Annotated in this window: 17 protein-coding genes and 3 pseudogenes; 14 read left to right on the plus strand and 6 right to left on the minus strand. The window is 61.8% G+C overall.

Annotation, left to right across the window (positions count from 1 at the left end; all coding sequences use genetic code 11):
- From FJ423_RS28460 to FJ423_RS28505, 10 genes and pseudogenes are all read left to right on the plus strand, one after another.
- Window positions 1–327 (plus strand): annotated as a pseudogene (locus tag FJ423_RS28460) (DDE-type integrase/transposase/recombinase); the annotation flags it as partial.
- A gap of 374 nt (window positions 328–701) precedes the next feature.
- On the plus strand, window positions 702–1,832 hold the full coding sequence (locus FJ423_RS28465; protein ID WP_140846234.1) for a GNAT family N-acetyltransferase: 1,131 nt from the start codon (window positions 702–704) through the stop codon (window positions 1,830–1,832).
- A 75-nt stretch (window positions 1,833–1,907) separates the two neighbouring features.
- Entirely contained in the window at window positions 1,908–2,735 is an 828-nt protein-coding gene (locus FJ423_RS28470; protein WP_140846235.1) for a MurR/RpiR family transcriptional regulator, read from the plus strand.
- Window positions 2,719–3,630 carry an N-acetylmannosamine kinase gene (locus FJ423_RS28475; protein ID WP_140846236.1) on the plus strand — a complete coding sequence of 304 codons (912 nt, stop codon included), beginning with the start codon at window positions 2,719–2,721 and terminating at the stop codon, window positions 3,628–3,630. Before FJ423_RS28470 ends, FJ423_RS28475 begins: the two co-directional genes overlap by 17 nt.
- A 65-nt stretch (window positions 3,631–3,695) precedes the next feature.
- Window positions 3,696–4,412 carry an N-acetylmannosamine-6-phosphate 2-epimerase gene (locus FJ423_RS28480; RefSeq protein ID WP_140846237.1) on the plus strand — a complete coding sequence of 239 codons (717 nt, stop codon included), beginning with the start codon at window positions 3,696–3,698 and terminating at the stop codon, window positions 4,410–4,412.
- Window positions 4,409–5,425: a Gfo/Idh/MocA family oxidoreductase gene (locus FJ423_RS28485; protein ID WP_140846238.1), complete on the plus strand. Its 1,017-nt coding sequence runs from the start codon at window positions 4,409–4,411 to the stop codon at window positions 5,423–5,425. The genes FJ423_RS28480 and FJ423_RS28485 overlap by 4 nt, the downstream gene beginning before the upstream one ends.
- A 63-nt stretch (window positions 5,426–5,488) precedes the next feature.
- Window positions 5,489–6,781 carry a sugar ABC transporter substrate-binding protein gene (locus tag FJ423_RS28490; RefSeq protein WP_140846239.1) on the plus strand — a complete coding sequence of 431 codons (1,293 nt, stop codon included), beginning with the start codon at window positions 5,489–5,491 and terminating at the stop codon, window positions 6,779–6,781.
- A gap of 67 nt (window positions 6,782–6,848) precedes the next feature.
- On the plus strand, window positions 6,849–7,730 hold the full coding sequence (locus tag FJ423_RS28495) for a sugar ABC transporter permease (RefSeq protein WP_140846240.1): 882 nt from the start codon (window positions 6,849–6,851) through the stop codon (window positions 7,728–7,730).
- Window positions 7,730–8,542: a carbohydrate ABC transporter permease gene (locus FJ423_RS28500; protein WP_140846241.1), complete on the plus strand. Its 813-nt coding sequence runs from the start codon at window positions 7,730–7,732 to the stop codon at window positions 8,540–8,542. Before FJ423_RS28495 ends, FJ423_RS28500 begins: the two co-directional genes overlap by 1 nt.
- A 7-nt stretch (window positions 8,543–8,549) precedes the next feature.
- Window positions 8,550–9,611 (plus strand): ABC transporter ATP-binding protein, encoded by a 1,062-nt coding sequence (locus FJ423_RS28505; RefSeq protein ID WP_140846242.1) that lies wholly within the window; start codon window positions 8,550–8,552, stop codon window positions 9,609–9,611.
- Between the two features lie 479 nt (window positions 9,612–10,090).
- Here FJ423_RS28505 and FJ423_RS28510 read toward each other — a convergent pair.
- A pseudogene (locus FJ423_RS28510) lies at window positions 10,091–10,423 on the minus strand (tetratricopeptide repeat protein); the annotation flags it as partial.
- Between the two features lie 267 nt (window positions 10,424–10,690).
- Between FJ423_RS28510 and FJ423_RS28515 the strand changes: the two are divergent.
- Both FJ423_RS28515 and FJ423_RS33915 read left to right on the plus strand, forming a co-directional pair.
- Window positions 10,691–10,903 (plus strand): annotated as a pseudogene (locus tag FJ423_RS28515) (transposase); the annotation flags it as partial.
- A 145-nt stretch (window positions 10,904–11,048) separates the two neighbouring features.
- Entirely contained in the window at window positions 11,049–11,696 is a 648-nt protein-coding gene (locus tag FJ423_RS33915; protein ID WP_246680347.1) for a hypothetical protein, read from the plus strand.
- Window positions 11,697–11,870: 174 nt separating this feature from the next.
- Here FJ423_RS33915 and FJ423_RS28525 read toward each other — a convergent pair whose 3' ends face one another.
- The 5 genes from FJ423_RS28525 to FJ423_RS28545 form a co-directional block, all read right to left on the minus strand.
- Window positions 11,871–12,938, minus strand: a complete 1,068-nt coding sequence (locus FJ423_RS28525) for a cyclic nucleotide-gated potassium channel (protein WP_140846243.1) — start codon at window positions 12,936–12,938, stop codon at window positions 11,871–11,873.
- Between the two features lie 65 nt (window positions 12,939–13,003).
- On the minus strand, window positions 13,004–14,068 hold the full coding sequence (locus FJ423_RS28530; protein ID WP_140846244.1) for an adenylate/guanylate cyclase domain-containing protein: 1,065 nt from the start codon (window positions 14,066–14,068) through the stop codon (window positions 13,004–13,006).
- Window positions 14,069–14,071: 3 nt separating this feature from the next.
- Entirely contained in the window at window positions 14,072–14,566 is a 495-nt protein-coding gene (locus FJ423_RS28535; protein ID WP_095765774.1) for a Rab family GTPase, read from the minus strand.
- Window positions 14,567–14,579: 13 nt separating this feature from the next.
- Window positions 14,580–17,627, minus strand: coding sequence for an OmpA family protein (locus FJ423_RS28540; RefSeq protein ID WP_140846245.1), 3,048 nt, complete (start codon window positions 17,625–17,627; stop codon window positions 14,580–14,582).
- A gap of 7 nt (window positions 17,628–17,634) precedes the next feature.
- The gene (locus FJ423_RS28545) at window positions 17,635–18,210 is read right to left on the minus strand and encodes a hypothetical protein (protein ID WP_246680343.1); all 576 of its coding nucleotides are present in this window, start codon (window positions 18,208–18,210) and stop codon (window positions 17,635–17,637) included.
- A 135-nt stretch (window positions 18,211–18,345) separates the two neighbouring features.
- On the opposite strand from FJ423_RS28545, the gene FJ423_RS28550 reads away from it, so the two are divergent.
- Both FJ423_RS28550 and FJ423_RS28555 read left to right on the plus strand, forming a co-directional pair.
- The gene (locus FJ423_RS28550; protein WP_140846247.1) at window positions 18,346–18,672 is read left to right on the plus strand and encodes a hypothetical protein; all 327 of its coding nucleotides are present in this window, start codon (window positions 18,346–18,348) and stop codon (window positions 18,670–18,672) included.
- A 160-nt stretch (window positions 18,673–18,832) separates the two neighbouring features.
- A complete protein-coding gene (locus FJ423_RS28555) occupies window positions 18,833–20,047 on the plus strand; it encodes a glycosyltransferase family protein (RefSeq protein ID WP_095765770.1) in 1,215 nt (404 codons plus the stop codon).
- Window position 20,048 lies beyond the last annotated feature (1 nt).

Here is a 20,048-nt window from a genome sequence, read left to right on the forward strand (position 1 = left end):
CCACTTTCAAGCAGCTGTCGACCCAATGATCTGTGGTGCGCCGACTACAAGGGCGAGTTCATGCTCACCGATCGGCGCTATTGCTATCCGCTGACGATCACTGACTTCGCCAGCCGCTATCTCATTGCCTGCGAGGCGCTGTCGACCACCAAGGAAGCCTATGCCTTCACCGTGTTCGAGAGCGTTTTCAAGGAGTTCGGTCTGCCCCGCGCCATCAGGACCGACAATGGCGTTCCCTTCGCCAGCCCCAACGCGCTCTTCAACCTCAGCAAGCTGTCGGTCTGGTGGCTGCGCCTGGGCATCGACATCGAGCGCATCCAGCCGGGCTGCAAACCGTAACCTATGTGTCCGGAACGGACCCCAAGAGAGGATGGTGCCAGAGGCGGAATCCAAGTCAAGGAAATTTTGTTTTGTTTCCAGATACTTGACCATAGACCCCTGGCCGTTCTAGCCAACAAAAATACCAACAAAATATTTCTGTGGATTGGTTCGGTTCCCGAATATTAATTCGCTGGCCCGGGCTCGGCGCAGCTTGAAGCGCTCAAAAAGCGAACTTGGGCCCAAGTTCATCCTAATCACGCGGGACTTCCCACAGCAATCCATCCTTGACGTTGCCGACGCGAATTTTGCCGGGCTGATCAGCCCCCGTTGCGCACCCTTGTTTTCTTGCTATGATAAAAAGCATCATAGATGGAAATTAAATGAAAAAAAACTTCACAACAGACCGGGCGACCACACAGGATGTGGTCGATATCGCCAGCCTGCTAAGCTGGGCTTTCGGGTTCAGCAAGGCACGTTCGCACGAATACATCGCCAACATCGGCCTCGAAGCGATGCGGCTCATTCGAGGCGAGGATGGCCGTCCAGCGGTGTGCGCGGGGCTGCTTCAGACGGCGCATGTCTTCCACCGCAGATCTGTGCGCGCGGCAAACATCGTGCATGTGGCGATTGCGCCGGAGTGGCGCGGACAGGGACTCGCTGTACCTTTTGTGGATGCTCTGTGCGATGAGGCGAAGAGCAATGGGGCGACGATCGCCACGCTCTTTGCCTCGACGCGGCCGGTCTACCGCAAGGCCGGATTCGAGCTTGCCGGCCACGAGATTATCTATGAGGCAGCGACGGCGGCACTGCCTTCGGCAAGCAAGCTTGCGTTCGATCGCGTCGAGCTCGACGATCCACGCCTAGCCATAGCTTATCTCGCAAAGACGCTTCCCGAATCCGGGCTGCTTGAACGCGGTGCCGCGCACTGGAACGAGTTGCGACGCACGCCGACTGACGCTCTCGCGGCCTACCTCGCTGACGGCGAGGCCGCCTATCTGATCCTCGACATGGGCAACGAGGCCTGCCTGACGGTGCGTGACTGGTTCGCCGCGACACCTGAAGCTGCACAAGGCCTGCTCTCCTTCCTAGCCCGCTTCCGCTCGGTCTATCCGGCGGTGAGATGGCACGGCGCGCCGCAGGACGATCTGGTGGCGGCCATGCCGGACAAGGGCTGGCGGCTTGCGCATCAGGAGGAATGGCTCTTACGCATGCTCGACCCCGAGGCCGCGCTGCGCCAGCGCGGCTACCATGTCGACGCCGCGCGGCTCGCGTTGCGCATCGGCGAGACATCGCCGCTCGCGATCGACATCCGCGCCGGCGCAGTCGAAATATGCGAGGCGGCGCACGCGTCGGTGTCGATGCAGCCGGCAGCCTTCGCCCAGCTCTTCACGGGCTTTCGCAGCGCATCGAAACTGGCGCAGTATGGCCTCGTTTCCGGCGACTCGGCGGACATTCGCCTTTGCGACCAGCTCTTTGCCGGACCGCCGCCTTGGGTGGCGGAGCATTTTTGAGCATGATTCCAAAGAGTGGGAACCGGTTTTGGACAAGAACATGCTCGCACCGAAAATCTTTTTGAGGGGTCTTGCATGACACACGCGCTGATAGCCTCGCTGAGAGCGGCCGCGGGCGACATGACGCCGGCGCTGGCACGCGTCGCCGAGACGGTGCTGGCGCAGCCCGACGCAACGCTTCGCCAAAGCATCACCGAGCTTGCCGAAACGTCCGGATCGTCGGAGGCCAGCGTCATGCGGTTCTGCCGCGACCAAGGCTTTTCCGGCTTCCAGGATTTCAAGCTGGCACTGGCCAAGGAACTGGCGACCGACGAGCGGGCGCGCGACAACGGCTCGCCATCCGATGACATCCAGCGGCTGGTCGAAACCGCAATTACCTCGCTGCGCGAGACCGAGCAACTGATCGTCCGCGACGACGTTACCACCGCATCGCGAAAGCTCCTTGACGCCTCCGTCGTCGAGTGTTTCGGCATCGCCGCCTCGGCCGTCACGGCGCAGTACCTCGCCTACAAGATGACCCGCATCGGCAAGCTAAGCCGCGCGTCGGGCGACGCGCATTTGGCGGTGATGGCGGCGGGAACGGCGCAGCCGGGAACCGTGCAGGTGGTGATCTCAAGCTCCGGCTCGACCATCGATGCCGTGCGCGTGGCAGAGCTTGCCCGCTCCAAAGGCGCCTTCGTCATTGGTATCTCCAATCGCTCGAAGAGCCCGCTGATCGCCGTCTGTAACCTGGCTTTAATAGCCTCCTGGCCGGAGACGCCGCTCACCGGCGGCGCCTTCCCGTCGAAGATCAGTCAATTGCTCATCGTCGACGCATTGGTCGCCGAGATGACGAGGCAGGATCCGAAGCGGCTGGTCGAGCTCAGCCGCACGGCGGAGGTCGTGAGTGACCGCAGCTTCTGATTTGCCGGTGCTCACCATCGATGTCGGCGGCACCAAGATAGCCATCGCCGAGGTGAGCGGCGACAGGATCGCCAACCGGCGGCAGGCACCGACGCCACGCGCCGGCCGGGGCGACGATTTGGTCGCGGCCATCGCCGATCTCGCGCCGAAAACAGGTTTCGGCGCCGTCGCCCTCGCGACCACCGGTATCGTCCGCGACGGCTCGCTCACCGCGCTGAATCCCGAAACGCTGCCGATCGAGGATGGCTATGTGCTGGCCTCAGCAATCGAACGCGTCTTCGGCATGCCGCCGCTCGTCATTAACGACGCGCAAGCGGCCGCCTGGGCCGAGTTCACGCTCGGCGCCGGCACGGGTTTTCGCAATTTCGCCTTTTTCACTGTATCGACCGGCATCGGCTGCGGCCTGGTGATAGACGGCCGGCTGCAAAGCGGCGCCAACGGGCTTGCCGGCCATGTCGGGCACACACGCTCCGAGCCCGGCGGTATCCTCTGCGGCTGCGGCAGGCGCGGCTGCCTGGAGACGGTCGCCTCGGGTACAGCGCTGGCGCGGGCAGGCAGCGCGCGCCTTGGCCGCAAGGTTACGACGCCGGAACTGTTTGCGGCGGCGAAAGAAGGCAGCGGCATTGCCGCGGAAATTATCGCCGGCGCGGTCGTCGCGCTGGTCGACGCCTTTGCCGACCTGACGGCCTCCGTCGATATCGACTGCTTTGCTGTCGGTGGTGGAGTCGGCCTCGCCGGCGGCTTCATCGAGGCGCTGCAGGTGCGCTCGCTCGATCTGCCGCGCGTTTATCGGCGCCCCATTGTTGCCGCGCGGGCTGGCGCCGATGCCGGCCTGCTTGGCGCAGCTATGCTGGCACGACCAAAGAGCTCTGACGAAAATTTTCTTCAGAAATAAATTATTGACAAAAAGTTTCATCTACGCTTGGTTAGAGCGATAATGCTCTTCCAGGAGAAGCCCCGGTGCAGGCCAAGCAGGGCGATTTGCTCGCCACACTCGATCGAACGCTGGTTGTGTCTTGCCAGGCCGAGCCTGGCCTGCCGCTTGACGCTCCCGGCCACATCGCCGCGATGGCGCGCTCCGTCCTGTTGGGCGGCGCTACAGGCGTGCGCATTGAGGGCGCGGCCAACATCGCCGCCGTTCGCGCTGCGGTCGAGGTGCCGCTGATCGGCCTCATCAAGGCCAGGCGCGACGACACCGAGGTCTACATCACGCCGACGCTCGACGACGTCGCTTCCGTCGTCGAGGCCGGCGCCGACATCGTCGCTATCGACGCCACCGGTCGGCCGCGCCCGGTCGAGCTGACGGCGATGTTCTCAGCCATCGCCGCGAAAGGGCGGCTGTCGATGGGCGATGTCGCCACGCTCGACGAAGGCAGGCGCGCGCTCGATGCCGGCGCCGACGTCGTCAGCACCACTATGGCCGGCTACACGGATTACTCCAGCGAGCAGCGCGGCCCCGCCTTCGACCTGATGGAGGAATTCGCCCGCGCCGGCCTGCCTTTCGTCGCCGAAGGTCGCATCTGGACGCCGGACGAGGCAACCCGCTGCTTCGAGCTCGGCGCCCGCTTCATCGTCGTCGGCGGCGCGATCACGCGGCCCGACGCCATCACCCGCCGCTTCGCCGACGAGGTCGCCGCCTGGAGCGCCCGTCCGCAACTGAAAAGGAATCCATCATGATCAAGCGCCGTCGCGTGGCCGTCATCGGCGCAGGCTTCATGGGCTCCATGCATGCCGGCATCTTCGCCGGCATGGTGAGCTCCGAGCTCGCGGCTATCGTCGATCCCAACCGCGCGCTGGCCGAGGCCGTGGCGGCCAAGGCGCCGGGTTGCAAAGTCTACGACAGTCATCAGGCGTTGCTCGGCTCGGAGCGCGATCTCGACCTCGTCTCTATCTGCACGCCAGACAATCTGCATCTGGCGCCGGCGGTTGCGGTCGCCGAAGCCGGCATCAACGTCTTCGTCGAGAAGCCGATCTCCTCCAAGGTCGACGACGCCCGGGCCATCATCGCCACCTGCGAGACGGCGGGCGTAAAGCTCGGCGTCGGCTACCTGCTTCGCTTCGATCCGCGCTACGCCGCCGCCAAGGAGCTGATGACGTCGGGCAAGATCGGTGAGCCGATCCACATCTATGCTAGGCGCAACAGCGCCCGCACCGAAGGCCCGAAGCGCTATGGCGGCAAGCTGCCGCTGGCGCTGCATGTCACCGTCCACGACGTCGACATGGTGCTGTGGATGCTGGAGGACCAGCAGCCGGTCTCGGTTTATGCGCAGCAGACCGATAAGCTGCTTGGCGCCTCCGGCACGCAGGACAGTATCACGGCGATCGTGCGCTTTTCCGGTGGAACTGTCGTCAATTTCGAGAGCGCCTGGTCGCTGCCGTCCGGCGCGCGCCACATGATCGACGCGCGCATGGAACTTCTCGGCACAGATGGATCCTTCGAGGTCCAGTGCGGCGACAGCGGGCTCTATTTCGCTAGCAATGAGGGGTCCCGCGAGATCGACACCCAGCATTGGCCTTTGCTCAACGGCCGCGTCGACGGCGACCTCGCGCGCCAGCTCAGCGGCCTCATCGACTGGCTGGACGGCGCGGCGATGCCGATCGCCACCGGCCGGGAAGCCCTTCGTTCGCTCGAACTCACCCTTGCCATGATGCAGTCGGCGGAGAGCGGCGAAATCGTGCGCCTCGGTTGAAGACAATCAAACGAACAGCGCTGTTGCAACGAGGCCAGACGGCCCAAGAATGGGAGACGAAACATGCTGAACAGACGCAATCTACTTATGCTTGGCGCGGCCGCCGCCGCGCTGTCGCTGGCCGCGCCGGCCTCCGCCGAAGACAAGCCGTTCAACGGCGTTCAGATATCGGTGCTGCTCGAGGGTCATCCGACCACCGACGCCATCCAGAAGATGGTGCCCGAATTTAAGGACAAGACCGGCATCGACGTCGCGATCGAGGTCGTGCCCGAGCAGGACATCACCGCCAAGGAGCTGCTCGAGTTCTCCTCCAAGTCGGGCCGCTACGACGTCGTCCAGAACAACATCATCTATCTGCCGGGGTTCGTGAAATCCGGCTACATCGTGCCGCTCGACGATTTCCTGGCCAAGCACAAAGAAAATTTCGACAAGTCCGATTTCGTGCCCGGCTACTTCAACACCAATGTGCTGGACGGCAAGGTCTATGGCCTGCCGGTCTATGGCGAGAGCACCTTCGTCATGTACCGCACGGACCTGTTCGAGCAATACGGGCTGGCCGCGCCCAAGTCCTTCGAGGACATTGAGAACGCCGCGAAAACCATCTCGGAAAAGACGAACAAGCAGATCGCTGGCATCACCATGCGCGGCCAGCAGGGCATCCAGGGCGTCTATGTCTGGGCGGCCTATCTGTGGGGCTTCGGTGGCTCCTTCTTCGATGCCGACGGCAAGTCGGCGCTGGCCACGCCTGAGGGTATCGCCGCGCTCGACGCCTTCACTAGCGTATTGAAGAACTACGGGCCGGTCGGCGTCGCCAATTTCGGTTGGGAAGAGAACCGGCTGCTGTTCCAGCAGGGCAAAGCGGCGATCACTCTCGATGCCACCGTCAACGGCGCCTATAACGAAGACCCGGCCGTCTCGACGGTGGTCGGCAAGGTCGGCTACGTGCCGGTGCCGATGAAGTCGACCTCGCCCAAGGGCGGCTCGTCCTCGCTCGCGGTGCATTCGATGTACGTCTCGGCCGAGTCGAAGAACCAGGAAGCGGCAGCGCTTTTCGCCACCTGGGCGACCGCCAAGGAACAGCAGCTGAAGTCGATCGAAACCGATCCCAACTCCGGCGTGACCTCGCTGTCGGCGCTCAACAGCGACAGCTTCGGCAAGCGCTACGGCGCCTTCAAAGAAGGCATGATCGCGGCCATCAACGCCGGTAATCCCCAGTATCTGCCCACGGTCGAGAAGGCGAACGAGATCATCAACAACACCGGGATCGCCGTCTCCAAGGCGCTCGCCGGAACCGCAAGTGCGGCCGACGCCTTGAAGGAAGCCGACGACGCCAACAACGCCGCACTCGCCCGCTAGGGCGAGAGGCGTGCCCTGCCGCGTGCGCTCCCTGTGCGCGGCAGGGTGAAAATTTCAGGTTGACCCGATGAGACCCGTGGCCCCAGCGTCCGATCCGACAAGACATTTCTTCCAGCCGATCATCGTCTGCCTGACGGTGGCCTCGGTCGCGCTGACGCTGTTCGTCATCTGGATATCGCTGCACGATCTCTCGCTGATGCGGGCGGGCCGCGAAAAATTCGTCGGCCTCGACAACTATATCCGCTTCCTCGGCGATCCGCGCGCCATGTCCGCGCTCTGGCGCACGGTGCTCTTCACGGTGCTGGCGACAGTGATCGAGATCGCGCTCGGCCTTGCCGTCGTGCTCTTCCTCGATCGCGACTTCGTCATGAAGCGGCTGGTCAGGACGCTACTCTTGGTACCAATCATCATGACGCCGGTGGTCGTTGGGCTCACCTGGCGGTTCCTCTTCGATCCCGCCACCGGCATGGCGAACTATCTTCTATCGCTGGCAGGCATTTCCCAAGTCGACTGGCTGGGCAGCCCACAGATCGCGCTGTTTTCGGTGCTGATCGCCGACATTTGGCAATGGACACCTTTCGTCATCCTGCTGGTGATGGCGGCCCTTGAATCAGCGCCCACCGACCCGCTCAACGCCGCCCGCGTCGACGGCGCGCGCGAATGGCAGGTCACCTGGTATGTGCTTCTTCCCATGCTGCGCCGCGCGCTTGCCATCGTCGCGCTGATCAGGGCGATCGACAGCATCAAGGCCTTCGACCTCTTCTACATCATGACGCGCGGGGGGCCGGCGCTGTCGACCGAGACGCTGAACTATTATGGCTACATCGTGGCCTTCACCAATTTCGACATCTCGTATGCCTTGGCCATCGCCATCATTCTGACCGTGTTCACCAATGTCGCGCTGCTGACCATGTACAGCGTGCTCTTCCCCAAGACAGGAGACCGCTGATGGGCAGACGCGCGCTGTTCTGTCTCGGGTTGGGCCTGCTTCTCTTGGCGGTGCTGTTCCCGCTCTACTGGGTCGTCGTCACCTCCTTCAAGACGACCCGCGATGCCTTCGCCATTCCGCCGGTCTGGCTGTTCAGCCCGACGCTGGACAACTACCGCACGGTGTTCGCCAATCGCGGCTTCCTAAGCGCCTTCGCCAACTCCTTCATCGTCTCGCTCCTCTCCAGCGCGCTCGCCGTCGCGGTCGGTTCGCTCGCAGCTTATGGGCTTGCGCAGCAGCCAGCGGAGCTGCGCCGCGCACGGGAAAAATTCATCCTCAGCCTGCGCATCGCGCCGGCTCTGCTCTTCGTCATTCCGATGTATTATCTGGCGACCCGCATCGGCGCGCTGAACAAGCACTGGCTGCTGATCGCCGCCTATGCCTTCGTCAACGTGCCTTTCGCCATCTCACTGCTCATTACCTTCTTCGATGACATTCCGAAGGAGTTGCGCGACGCCGCGCGCGTCGACGGCGCACGCGAGTTTGCGATCTTCTGGCACGTCTATCTGCCGGCGGCGCGCGGCGGCATTGTCGCGACGCTGATCCTGTGTGTGCTCTTCACCTGGAACGAGTTCTTCGTCGCCTTGGTGCTCACCGGCCGCGACACCCAGACACTGCCGGTCTCGATCACCTCGTTCCTGACGTTCCAGGGCATCCAGTGGGGCGCGCTCACTGCGGCCGCCACGCTCATCATGCTGCCGATGATCGTCCTCGGCGTCCTGGTGCAGGGGCAGGTCGTACGCGGCATGACACTTGGCAGCGTGAAGGGCTGAACTTCAGATGGCGCAACTCTCGATAAAGTCGGTCTCGAAATCCTACGGCGCGGTCCAGGTGCTGGACGACGTGTCAGTCGAGGTGGAGGAGGGGTCTTTCGTAGTCCTGCTCGGCCCGTCCGGCTGCGGGAAATCGACGCTGCTCCATGCGGTGGCCGGCCTTAACCCGATCGATTCCGGCACCATCGTCATCGGGGACCGCAATGTCACCAACTTGCCAGCGCGGGATCGCGATGTCGCAATGGTGTTCCAGTCCTACGCGCTCTATCCGACCATGACGGTGGCGCAGAACATCGCCTTTCCGCTGAAGATGCGCGGGCTCGACCGCAGCACGTCTGATGAGAAGGTCGCCGGTGTCGCGCGCCTGCTCCAGATCCAGCCGCTGCTGTCCCGTCTGCCGCGCGAGCTTTCCGGTGGCCAGCGCCAGCGCGTCGCCATCGGCCGGGCGCTGGTGCGCGACCCGCGGCTCTTTCTGTTCGACGAGCCACTCTCCAATCTGGATGCCGCGCTGCGTACCGAGCTTCGCGCCGAGATCAAGCGCTTGCACCAGTCGATCCGCCGAACCATGGTCTATGTCACGCATGACCAGACAGAGGCGCTGACGCTGGCCGACAAGATCGTGGTGCTGAAATCTGGCCGCATTGAGCAGACCGGCACGCCGCTCTCACTCTATGACGATCCCGACAACGCTTTCGTCGCCGGCTTCATCGGAACGCCGCGCATGAACTTCCTCAAGGCGACCGTCGTGGACGATGGCAAGGCGCTGACGGCCGGCGAGGCGAGGGTGGACATCACGCATCTCAAGACGAAGCTGGAGAACGGCAAGACGGTGACGCTGGGCATCAGGCCGGAGCATCTCGACGAGAAGCAGGGCGTGACACTTTCGCTTGCCGTCGACGTCACCGAGCGCCTCGGCTCGACCTCCTACGTCCACGGCGCGCTGGCGAGCGGCGAGACCGTGGTCGCCGAGCGCCGCGAGGACCAGCCGCGCTTCGGCGAGACGATCACATTGCGCTTTCAGCCTGTCCGCGCGCGTATCTTCGACCTGGAGGGTAATCGCATTCGTTAGGGTCCTCGCCGGGTGTCTTGAGCCGCCGCAAATTCCAATTAAGAAGCGGCCCGCTGGCGGACGGCGCGCCCTATCTCACGCAACCCGGCACGCATGGTGTGCGATCGAATTCTGGCGGTTGTTACACATCATCTTGTCGGCATTGCGAGAAGTCACTTTAGATCTGTGAAATAAAAGGTTATGGCGGAGAGAGCGTCTGTCGATCTTGGGCCTATAGCGTTGAATACGTAGCTTTTTTATCTGCTTTGTTACGCAGCTTGTTACACAGCCGGGGCGACAGGTCACGATTTCCATAAGCTCGCTGCTCTGAGTTCGTCCACCCATTTTTGCGCGGCATTCGAGAGTCACGCCGCAAGGAATGTCAGTTTTGCGCCTCTTTGGGCCCAGGCAAGTCAGCCATCTGAGTACTCAGGGGAGAGCCCTTCTTGTCTGCTCCGCTGAACGGCCTTTGGAGCTTTGGTGGCGGGAAGCGTTGACTTTGTGTATGCGTCCCCCAAGGCGCAAAGCGCCTCCACCAGATCCGGCTTCAAATCGAGGGCGTACTGAATGTGCCTGATCGCAGGCGTAAATTCGCTGACCTTCAAATACGCTTCGCCGAGGCTGAGGTGGTAATAGGGGTTCTGCGGCTCCTCTCCAACCGCCCGAGCGAAATACCGCAGGGCCTTCTCGGCGTCGTGTCCGAGCCCGAGCGTTCCCAGTATATAGAATGCCAGCGGATGGTTTGGGGTCCGCGCCAGAACGCGCAGACACAGTTCCTCGGCCTCCGGCAGTCGCTCAGCCTTCTGTAGTTCGAGCGCCTGCCTCAACAGCATGTCGTCGGCCTGGTTCTGGGGCGGGCCAGACGTTCGCTGGGCTGCTGGCGGCAGAGCTTTCGGCGGCGGTGTCTTAGCCGTGGGTTTGGTTTTCAGGTGCTTTGCCTAGGCGGGCGGCAATCGGTTGCTCATGGCGCTTCGCTAGCAAATGCGGCCCACAGAATCCGGCCTTAAGGCAAGCTGCTCTCGTTGCGGGAAAGTCTGTCTGGCCTGCTGCCGGTTTCGTGGACACCGAGATAAGGTGTTTGACGGAACTGGAGAGTGGGAATGCAAAGAAGAAAGTTCAGCCACGAGTTCAAACTTGAGGCGGTGAGATTGATCAAGGATCGGGGCGTTGCGGTGGCCCAGGCTGCCCGCGACCTCGATGTCCACGAGAACGTGCTGCGCAAATGGGTGCGCGATCTGTCGACGGATCCGCAGCATGCGTTTCCCCGCCACGGGCGAATGAAGCCGGAGCAACTCGAGATTGACCGGCTGCGACTGGGCACGCATCCGCCGCCCCTGGACGTCAAAAGGCGGCTTCGAGCATTGGCTTCTCGTCCGCCGCAAGCGATCGACATCCGGAGAAAAAGCCTACTACCTGGTCTTCGCCCCGCCCGGTTCCTCCTTGGCCGAATTGGCGGCAGTGGCCGGCCTGCGCTGGGCGGTCGAGGAGTGCTTTGAGCGCGCCAAGGATGATCTCGGACTTGATCATTGCGAGGCTCGGTCCTGGCACGGATGGCATCGCCACATGAGCCTATGCATGACCGCCCTGGCGTTCCTGTCCAAACTATCGGCCGATCTTCGCCGCAGCGCAAGGAGCAAACCGAACGAAACGAGTCCAAAGGGTCAATCGCCGCCTGATTCGGATGACTGCGCTCGTTCCGAGCGTCCCCGAGATCCGCTATCTCCTCGCCCGGATCCTCATCTTCCCACCGACACAAAAGCCCTTCATCATCGCCTGGTCGCTGTGGCGACGACGACATCAGGCCGCGGCATCCATCTGTCACTACAAACGGCGCGGATATCCGCAACTGTAGTGTTAATGCCCAGATCGAGGATCTGGCCGGCTGCATTGCTACCTCAATTGTTCGGGTGGACGCGGTCATGTCGCTGTCGTACGCCCTCCACGGCCGAGTACCGCCTCGCTATACTGAAAAGACCACCCGCGTCGCGGTGTCCTGAAGACATCCCGTTGCGCCAGAAACTTGATACATCGCCATCGGTCGGAACTCGCCTTTTTTGGGTAATCGGCAAGGCAATACCCATAGCCACCAGGGGCGAACTCATTTGAGCCCTCCAGCTCTGATCCAGGGCGGCAATCTTTAACAGGGAGACAACGCAGCCGACCAGCTTCTTCCCGACACGCACCGAGGTCTACGCTCATGGCGAAAAAACCGGCGCCCTTACCCAGGTCGAAATTCGGGGCCGGAATGGACATGTCCCGCAGTTGCACCTCGTAGTACCGTCAAGGCATCGGTGCCGCGCCGCGCCGCTCGAGCGCGGTCTTGCGGATGATTTCCGCGATCTCCGGGCTGCTGCCGCATAGCATCTGGAAATCCGACGAGTGCAGCGATAGCAGTGAGACCGCCGTTGCGGCGCTGACGGTCGCCATACGCGGTTCGCCGCTGATCAGCGCCATCTCGCCGAAGAAGGCGCCAGGGCCAAGCTCCACCGGATTCGGCGTTGCGACGCTGACGCGCCCCTCCACGACGAAGAACATCTGGTCACCGCTCTCGCCATTGCGGCAGATCACGGCGCCCGCCGGCACGGTGCGAGGTCTTAACGCGCGCACGATCTCGACCAGCACGGCCGGTCCGAGCTTCTGAAACAACGGCACGGCGGCGACCAATTGCCAATTACGGACAAAGTCCCCGCGACGGACTTCTTGATAGAAGCCGGTGGCAAGAATGCCTGCCCAGAGGGCGAAGATGCCGATGCCACTCATCATGACAGCCCCAGCAAGGACACGGCCAGCGAAGCTTTGCGGAATAGCGTCGCCATAGCCGGTGGTGGACAGCGTGACCACCGCCCACCACATTGCCTGGGGGATGCTGCCGAACTTTTCCGGTTGGATATCGCGCTCGATGACATAGCCCGCGAGAGCGACACCGAACAGAACGACGCCGAAGAGCGTGGTGACGCCGATCAGGTTGCGCGCTTCGTTGGCCAGCACCCTGCCCAGCACCGGGAAGAAAGTCGAGTCGCGCAGCGGTTTCAGGAGCCAGACAGCACAGTAGAGGCTCCGGTCGGGCGTGCCAACGAGCAGAAATGCGGCGAGTGGAACCAAGACCGCGAGCACATCGATGGCGATTGCCGGCGTCCTGTCCCTAACGTCTCCCGCCTGGCGCTTGAGCAGCGTCGCGGCCATTTGCAGGAGATAGGCGCCCCAAATGACCGCGAGCACCACAGCCAGAGCCAGCCTGCTTCGTCCGGACATGTCCGGTATCGTGAGCCCAGCCACCGCCAGAAGCCCAGGCGCAGCCAGCACCGCGTTGAGCGGCGCGTAAATTCTTACAAAAGGCAGTACCGACATTTCTATGCCCGCGAGTGGCTGCTGCCCTCCAAAATAGGATGCCTTCGAGGCAAGCGTAAAGGTGCCTAGAGCCGCCACATTCGCACGCGACCTGTGCCACGCAATTCCGTTTCCCCGAGCGGCTCGCAAGCAAATTCCGGCCCAAGCAATTGATGAGTCGCATCCGAAATACGGATTTCATCGGGCTCTGCGGCTTTTTGAATGCGCGCGGCGAGATTGACGGTGTCGCCCCACAGGTCATAGACGAACCGCCTTTTGCCGATGACGCCCGCGACGATTGGCCCTGAGTGAATTCCAATTCTAAGGCTTAGCGGTTCTCCTGCGAAGCGCTCGCACCTGGCCGCCTCCCGCAGCTCGAGCGCATAATGTGCAAGGGCGTGCGCGTGATCTGGTCGCGCGACGGGCAGGCCAGCGACCGCCATGACGCAATCGCCGATGGTCTTGATCTTTTCGCAGCCATGCTGTTCCGAGAGCAGATCCGCAGCCCTGAAGAAGTAATTCAAGATAGCGAGCGTCGTCGTGGCTCCGACGCTCCGCGCTCTTTCCGTAAAACCGACGATGTCGGCAAAGAGCACACTGACCTCCGCGTGGTTGTCTGCAATTTGCTCGTCCGCCTTCAGCCGCTCCGCGATCGAGGCCGGAAGAATGTTAAGGAGCAGGGATTCGGCGCGCCGGTACTCGCGCGACAAACCCTCCTGGCTCTCCCTCAATGCCTCATTCGTCGATTGCAGCTTCGCATTGAGTTGACGCTCCCTCTCCTGCAGAAGCGTCATTTCGTATGCCTTCTGCTGAAGCCGCTGCTGGTGGTCGCGTTCGGGCGTGGCGTCGAGAAAGACCAGCCACACCGAGTCGCCATCGCCAAAGAAGTGAAGGTCCGCGACATGCCCGCCGGGCAGTTCCATCATGGGCATATGGAATGGAAGCTCGGGGCAAGGCAGCAGCCCTTCCATGAATTCAAGCTGCTGGGCAACGGGCTCGCCGAGGCGAAGCGACGAGAGCCCGTAAAAGTCGAGATTGCCGCCCTTGGCTTCTATGCATTGCCGGCTATCGATCATCAGATAAGCTGCGAAGCGCTCATTCGAGAAGAAGTCGTATATCCAGCTTCTGACTTCTTTCGGCAAACTGGACATGGTCTAGTTGGCGACCATCGAAGCAAGCTGACGAAACGCATCGTCGACATGTTCGCCCGAAAGCGCGCTCGTCAGATAGATCTGCCATCCACGTTGCTTGAGTTCGTCGATCTCGCCCTCCGGTACCGCCCACCGATCAGTCAGGTCGGACTTGTTGAACAGCAATATGAACGGCATGGCGCCGAATTCGGCCTCGCACCGTTCGCGCAGCGTGAGCGCCACCGCAAGAGTGGCTGGCCGGGTTCCATCGGCGACCAGCACGAGCCCGGTCGCGCCTCGCACATAGCTGACGCGGAACGAGCCGATATCGTCTTCGCCGGCCAGATCCCACAAGATCAGGTCCACTGTCTTGTCCGGAAACGCGACGCTCTTCTTGTCGATCTTGACGCCGACCGTGGTCAGGTAGTTTTCCGAGAAGATGCTTTGGACGAACCTGCGCACCAAGCTGGTCTTGCCGACGGCGAACCCGCCCAACATGCAGATCTTTTTTTGCAGCATCCTGGGCTCCGCGCTACTCTAGGTTCACCGTAACCGAAACCCGGCGATTGGTGGAGTTCCCAGTTCGGCTATTTTCATTTTCGGGCACCGCCGGCTCGAAGGTGCCGGCGCCCCGAACCTGCAGGAGTTCCGGAGCGACGCCGCGCTTGTTGAGAAGCGCGCGAACTGTCTCGGCGCGGGCGGCGCTGATCGACGCGTTGGCCGTCTCGCGACCCGTTATATCCGAATGGCCGGTCAACATGAACCGCGCCGTCACGCCTGCCTTGTGGGCATTTTCTGCGAATTCCTTCAGCTGATCAGCCAGTCTGTCGAGCACCGGCGTCTGCTCCGGTCCCGGGACAACTCTACCGGAAGAGAAGAAAATATCGGTCGTCTGGATGGCCTCTCTCAACTGATTAAGCTCTGCAAGGTTTAGCTCGCTCAGCTGCGAGACATCCAGAACCACTCCGTCCGCCGAAAGTTGGTCGGCGGCGGCCCGCGCTCGGCTGATCCAGCCGGCAGGTGCCTCGCCCACAACGACGATGCGACCCTGGACGATCGAAAGCCGAACCGATTTCGGCGGGGACAGCGACGCCGTCAGCCGCTTCACCACGAACTTCGGATCAAGACTCTGATAGAATTGCCACTGTGAATGAACGCGAGCGGGATCGACCTGTGTTCCGGACAGCAGAGCTTTTGGGTCGACGGCAAGAGGATCTCTCAGACCGGAAATGTAGAAATCTCCGCCCCTCGCCGATTGCTGAGCGACGATGATTCCCGGTTCGGCCTCAAGTCGCGACACATAATACTGCCAATGCTCCGCCGCGCGTGCATCGGGGCTCACATCACGAACCTTGGAGATGTCGAACTCCGGCCCGCCTTCTGAAAGCTGTCTTGCCGCTGCGCGCGCCCGATCTATCCAGGTGTCGGGAGCCTCACCCTCGGCAACAATGCGACCTTTGACGATTGAAAGTCGCACTTTATCCATCGGATACAGCGACGCCGTTAGCCGCTTCAAGACGAACTGCGGCTCAAGGCTCTGATAGAATTGCCAGCTGGCATGAACGCGCGCGGGATCGACCTGCGTCCCGGACAGCAGCGACTGCGGGTCGACGGCAAGCGGGTCTCTCAGACCGGCAATATAGAATTGGCCATCGCGCACATTCTCTTGGGCGACGATGATGCCGGGCTGCGCCTCCAGGCGCGACACATAGGCCTGCCAGCGCTCCTCGGGGCTCACATCACGGACCCCGGAAATGTCGAAGACCGGGCCGCCGGCTGAAAGCTGCTGGGCGGCCGCGCGCGCCCGGTTGATCCACGCGGTGGTGGCTACACCCGCGGCAACGATGCGATCATTGACGACTGAAAGCCGCACCGAATCCGGCGGAGCAAGCGAGGCCGTCAGCCGTTTAAGCACGAACTGCGGCTCAAGGCTCTGGTAGAATTGCCAGCTTGCATGAACACGCGCGGGATCGACCTGCGTTCCCGCCAACAGCGACCTTGGGTCGGCGGCAAGCGGGTCTCTCAGACCTGTAATGTAGAATTGGCCGTCGCGCACGTTGTGATCGGCGACGATGATGCCAGGCTGGGTCTCCAGTTGCGACACGTAGGCCTGCCAGCGCTCCTCGGCGCTCACATCGCTGACCCCGGAAATGTCGAAGACTGGGCCGCCTGCCGAAAGCTGCTGGGCAGCGGCCCGCGCCCGGTCGATCCACGTGGTGGTCGCCTCGCCCTCGGCAACGATGCGACCATCGACGACCGAGAGTCGTACCGAATCCGGCGGCGCCAGCGACGCCGACAGCCGCTTCAGCACGAATTCCGGCTCGAGGCTCTGATAGAAGTGCCAGTTTGAATGAACGCGGGCGGGATCGACCTCCGTTGCCGGCAGCAGCGACTGTGGGTCCGCGGCGAGCGGGTCTCTCAGGCCGGCGACATAGAACTCGCCGCCACGGATTTTTTGGTCCGAAACGACGATGCCCGGTTGGGCTGCCAGCCGCGACAGGTAGGTCTGCCAGCGGTGTGCGGATTGCCAGGACAGAAAGAACCAGCCGCCCCCCACGATCAATGCCAGCAGGACCGCCGTCACCACCAGCCACGGAAATCCCTCTTTCGTATCCATGTGCTGCAGCTCGACGCAGGTCTGCAACTGCGTCTCCACGCCGGGCAACTGGGAACTATCCCCGTCGAACCGCTCCAGGGCTCGCGAGGATTCTTGATGGATGCGAAGCAGTACGTCGCGGATGACTTCATGCAGTTCCTCCGGAGGATTTCCCCGGATCACCGCAACCAGGGTCGCAAACTGTCCGACTTCCGACCAGAGGCGAAGTTCCCCAAACCGGATGGTGTCGAGGCCGCTGTTTTCCTTCTCTTTGAAAGAGTCCTTCACAAAATCCTGGATGGCGCTCAGCATCGAGGAAATCAGTTGAGGGTCTTCGCTGGTTGCGTCTTGGGATGTTACATGCGCAATCAGGAGCCCAGAAGCGCGACTGATGAGAAAGACATGTTCCACGCGATAGATAAGAGAATGCTTGAGAACAACTGCCGAGAAGCTTGTCCCCGTTCGCCAGGCTTCAAACCTCCACTTCAACCCATGCCAAGTGAATATATGCCTCAGAGACTCATTCAACGACTGGAAGGTCTGGTCGATCTTTTCGCCGATCGACTTGCGAATGGCCGGCAGAAAAACCGGATACAATATATCGGTCAGCGTGTTCGGGTTCTTTTGGATGGACCGCTGCGCGGCTCTCTCGACGGCCGGGGCAAGGGCCTCGCCGAGTTGCGCATGGGACGCGCGCGCCGTTGCTTCGGGCAGAACGTTTCCCACCGCGGCGGCAAGCTGCTCGGGTTCGTCGAGCAGGTGCGTAACGCGTGACAGCTCCGAGATCTCGCCGCCGACGAGCAGTTGGCGGAGCCTTTCAAGCCGATGATCGGCGGCCGGAACGCCTTCGTAAAGGGCACGGTTGTCAGGATCGACGTTCCGGGCAATTTCCACCAAAAGGCGGGCCAAAGCCTCGCGATCAATACCGGTATCGTTCGAAGCTTGTCTTTGAGATAGGCTGATTGGTTCGACGCTCGACGTCAAGTTCCGATCAACTCACTTTCCAGCCACGCTCCGAATTGCCCTTGCTGCCGACGGGATCCTGGTTGAGACATTTCGCGACCTCGACGAACAGGCCGGCCAGAAGATTCCGGTCAGTCTTGACGCTGCTTAGATCGGAAAAGATCTTCTCCATCAGCATTTGAGCGCTTTCGTTCTTCTGCTTGATTTCCTCGCGCAGCAAATGGTCGCTTCTGCTCATGCGATCCGCGAATTCGCGCTCGAGCTCGCTCAATTGGTCCGACAAGGCGCGCACCTGCTTTTCGAGCGCCTGGTTTTGATCGCGAAGATTGCGGTCGATCTCCTTGTCGGCCTCGGCGCGCGCATCCTTTTCGTTGCGCAACTGCGTCGCCAGCGAGTCGACCTGCTTCTTGGCATTCGACTCGTAGGTTTCAAGATTGCGCTTGGTTTCGGACTCGACATCCTTGAAGCGTTGCAGGAACCGCTCTTCAAGCTTGGAGAAACGGCGGTCGTAGTCCTGCATCTGATTGCCGAACAAAAGATCGCGTATCTTGTCGACACCTGGAGCATCACCGCCGGCCCCGCCCTCGCGAGCCTGGGAGGCCATGAAGTTCAGCCCGTTTCCCTCTGCATTACCTATCAGATTTGCGTCCGCTTTACTTGCCGAAGAAGCGGCACTCGAAGATTCCTTCGCCATTTCTGTGCCCCAATTACCCACTGCAACATTAGGAGATGGTAAACTATGTCAGACAAATACCAAGCCCGCAAGACGGAATCCGTTGGTTTGACCCAGCCGAACGCCACGTCACCGACGTGGCAACGGAAGTTGGAGCGATTCCATCTTAAAAGCGGCCGCGACTTATCAGCGATCAAGCCGGCAGGCGCGGGGTCGTCGAAGCGGTGTGACGGTCCGCAATCTCTGCGCTCACGGCCGTTCAACCGCAAGGCGATCAACCGCGTAACGACGGCGGCAGCGCTCAGGGCCGGCAGCCAAAGATGGAAAATCGGGGATGATCAATACCGGCGAATGGTGCAGGTTCTTCATGATCCGTGGCAAGCGGGCAACTGAGCGGGTGCGGCTCCCGCTTCAGCATATGGACCCCTTGAGGAATACAAATTGAAAATTTTGCCCTCATGTTTCACAACAGGTCGGTGGGCTCGCGAGGGTGGTTTCGAATCCAGCGGGTCGTCCCCGGTTCTCAACGCGAGAATTCTGAAAGACGTTCAATATGACGCAGCACGTACAAGACGCTCGAATTCTCATGTATAGCCACGACACGTTCGGGCTCGGCCACTTGCAGCGCTGCCGGACGATCGCGCATTCGCTGGTCGAGGATTTCCGCGGACTTCAGGTGCTGATCATTTCAGGCGCGCCTATCGCCGGCGCCTTCGACTATCGCGCCCGTGTCGACTTCGTGAAGATCCCCAGCGTCATCAAGTTGCGCAACGGCGAATACACCTCGCTGGAAAAGGATATCGATCTGCATGAGACGCTCAGGATGCGGCAGTCGATCATCCGCCACACAGCCGAGACCTTCCGGCCGGAAATCTTCATCGTCGACAAGGAACCGCTCGGCCTGCGCGGTGAGATCGAGGACACGCTGTCCTACCTCAAGACGCGAGGTACCACGCTCGTGCTTGGCCTGCGCGAGGTGATGGATGCGCCGCATCTGCTCGAAGCCGAGTGGGCACGCAGGGATGTGATGCGCAAGATAGGCCTGTTCTACGACAAGGTCTGGGCCTATGGCCCGCCGGATTTCTACGATCCGTTGACCGGCTTGGATGTGCCGCCGGCTGTCAGGGCAAAGATGCGGTTCGTCGGCTTCCTGCAACGGAGCCTGCAGCGGAACGAGTTGCCCGGCCACCGGCCCGAGGGCGAGTATATCCTCGTTACCACGGGGGGCGGCGGTGACGGCGCGGAACTGATCCACGACGTCATCGATGCCTATCAGCAGGACCCGCAATTGCAGCATAGGGCGCTGATCGTGCTTGGGCCTTACATGCCGGCGCGCAAGCGCAACAAGCTGCTCAAGAAGGGGTCCAAGATCCCCTGCGTCAAGATGATCGAGTTCGACAACCGCATGGAAGACCTGATTGCCGGCGCCAAGGCGGTAGTGGCAATGGGTGGTTACAACACCTATTGCGAGATACTGTCTTTCGACAAGCCGGCGCTGATCGTGCCGCGCGTCGAGCCCCGCCAGGAACAACTGATCCGAGCTCGGCGCGCAGCCGAACTCGGCCTCATCGAGATGCTTTTGCCGGACGAAGCCAAGGATTCCCAGCGGTTTGCCGATGCACTGGTGGCGCTACCGGACCGGCCCCGCCCATCCCAGAGCAATCCGCATCTGAGGCTGGAAGGGCTGCCTCATATTTCCGAAATCGTTGCAGAACTGCTCGATCGGCGGGCCAGCCCTCACCTTTCGGTCATCGAGGGAATGAGCTGAG

It is taken from the genome of Mesorhizobium sp. B2-8-9 (genome assembly GCF_006439475.1).
In the GTDB taxonomy this organism is placed as follows: domain Bacteria; phylum Pseudomonadota; class Alphaproteobacteria; order Rhizobiales; family Rhizobiaceae; genus Mesorhizobium.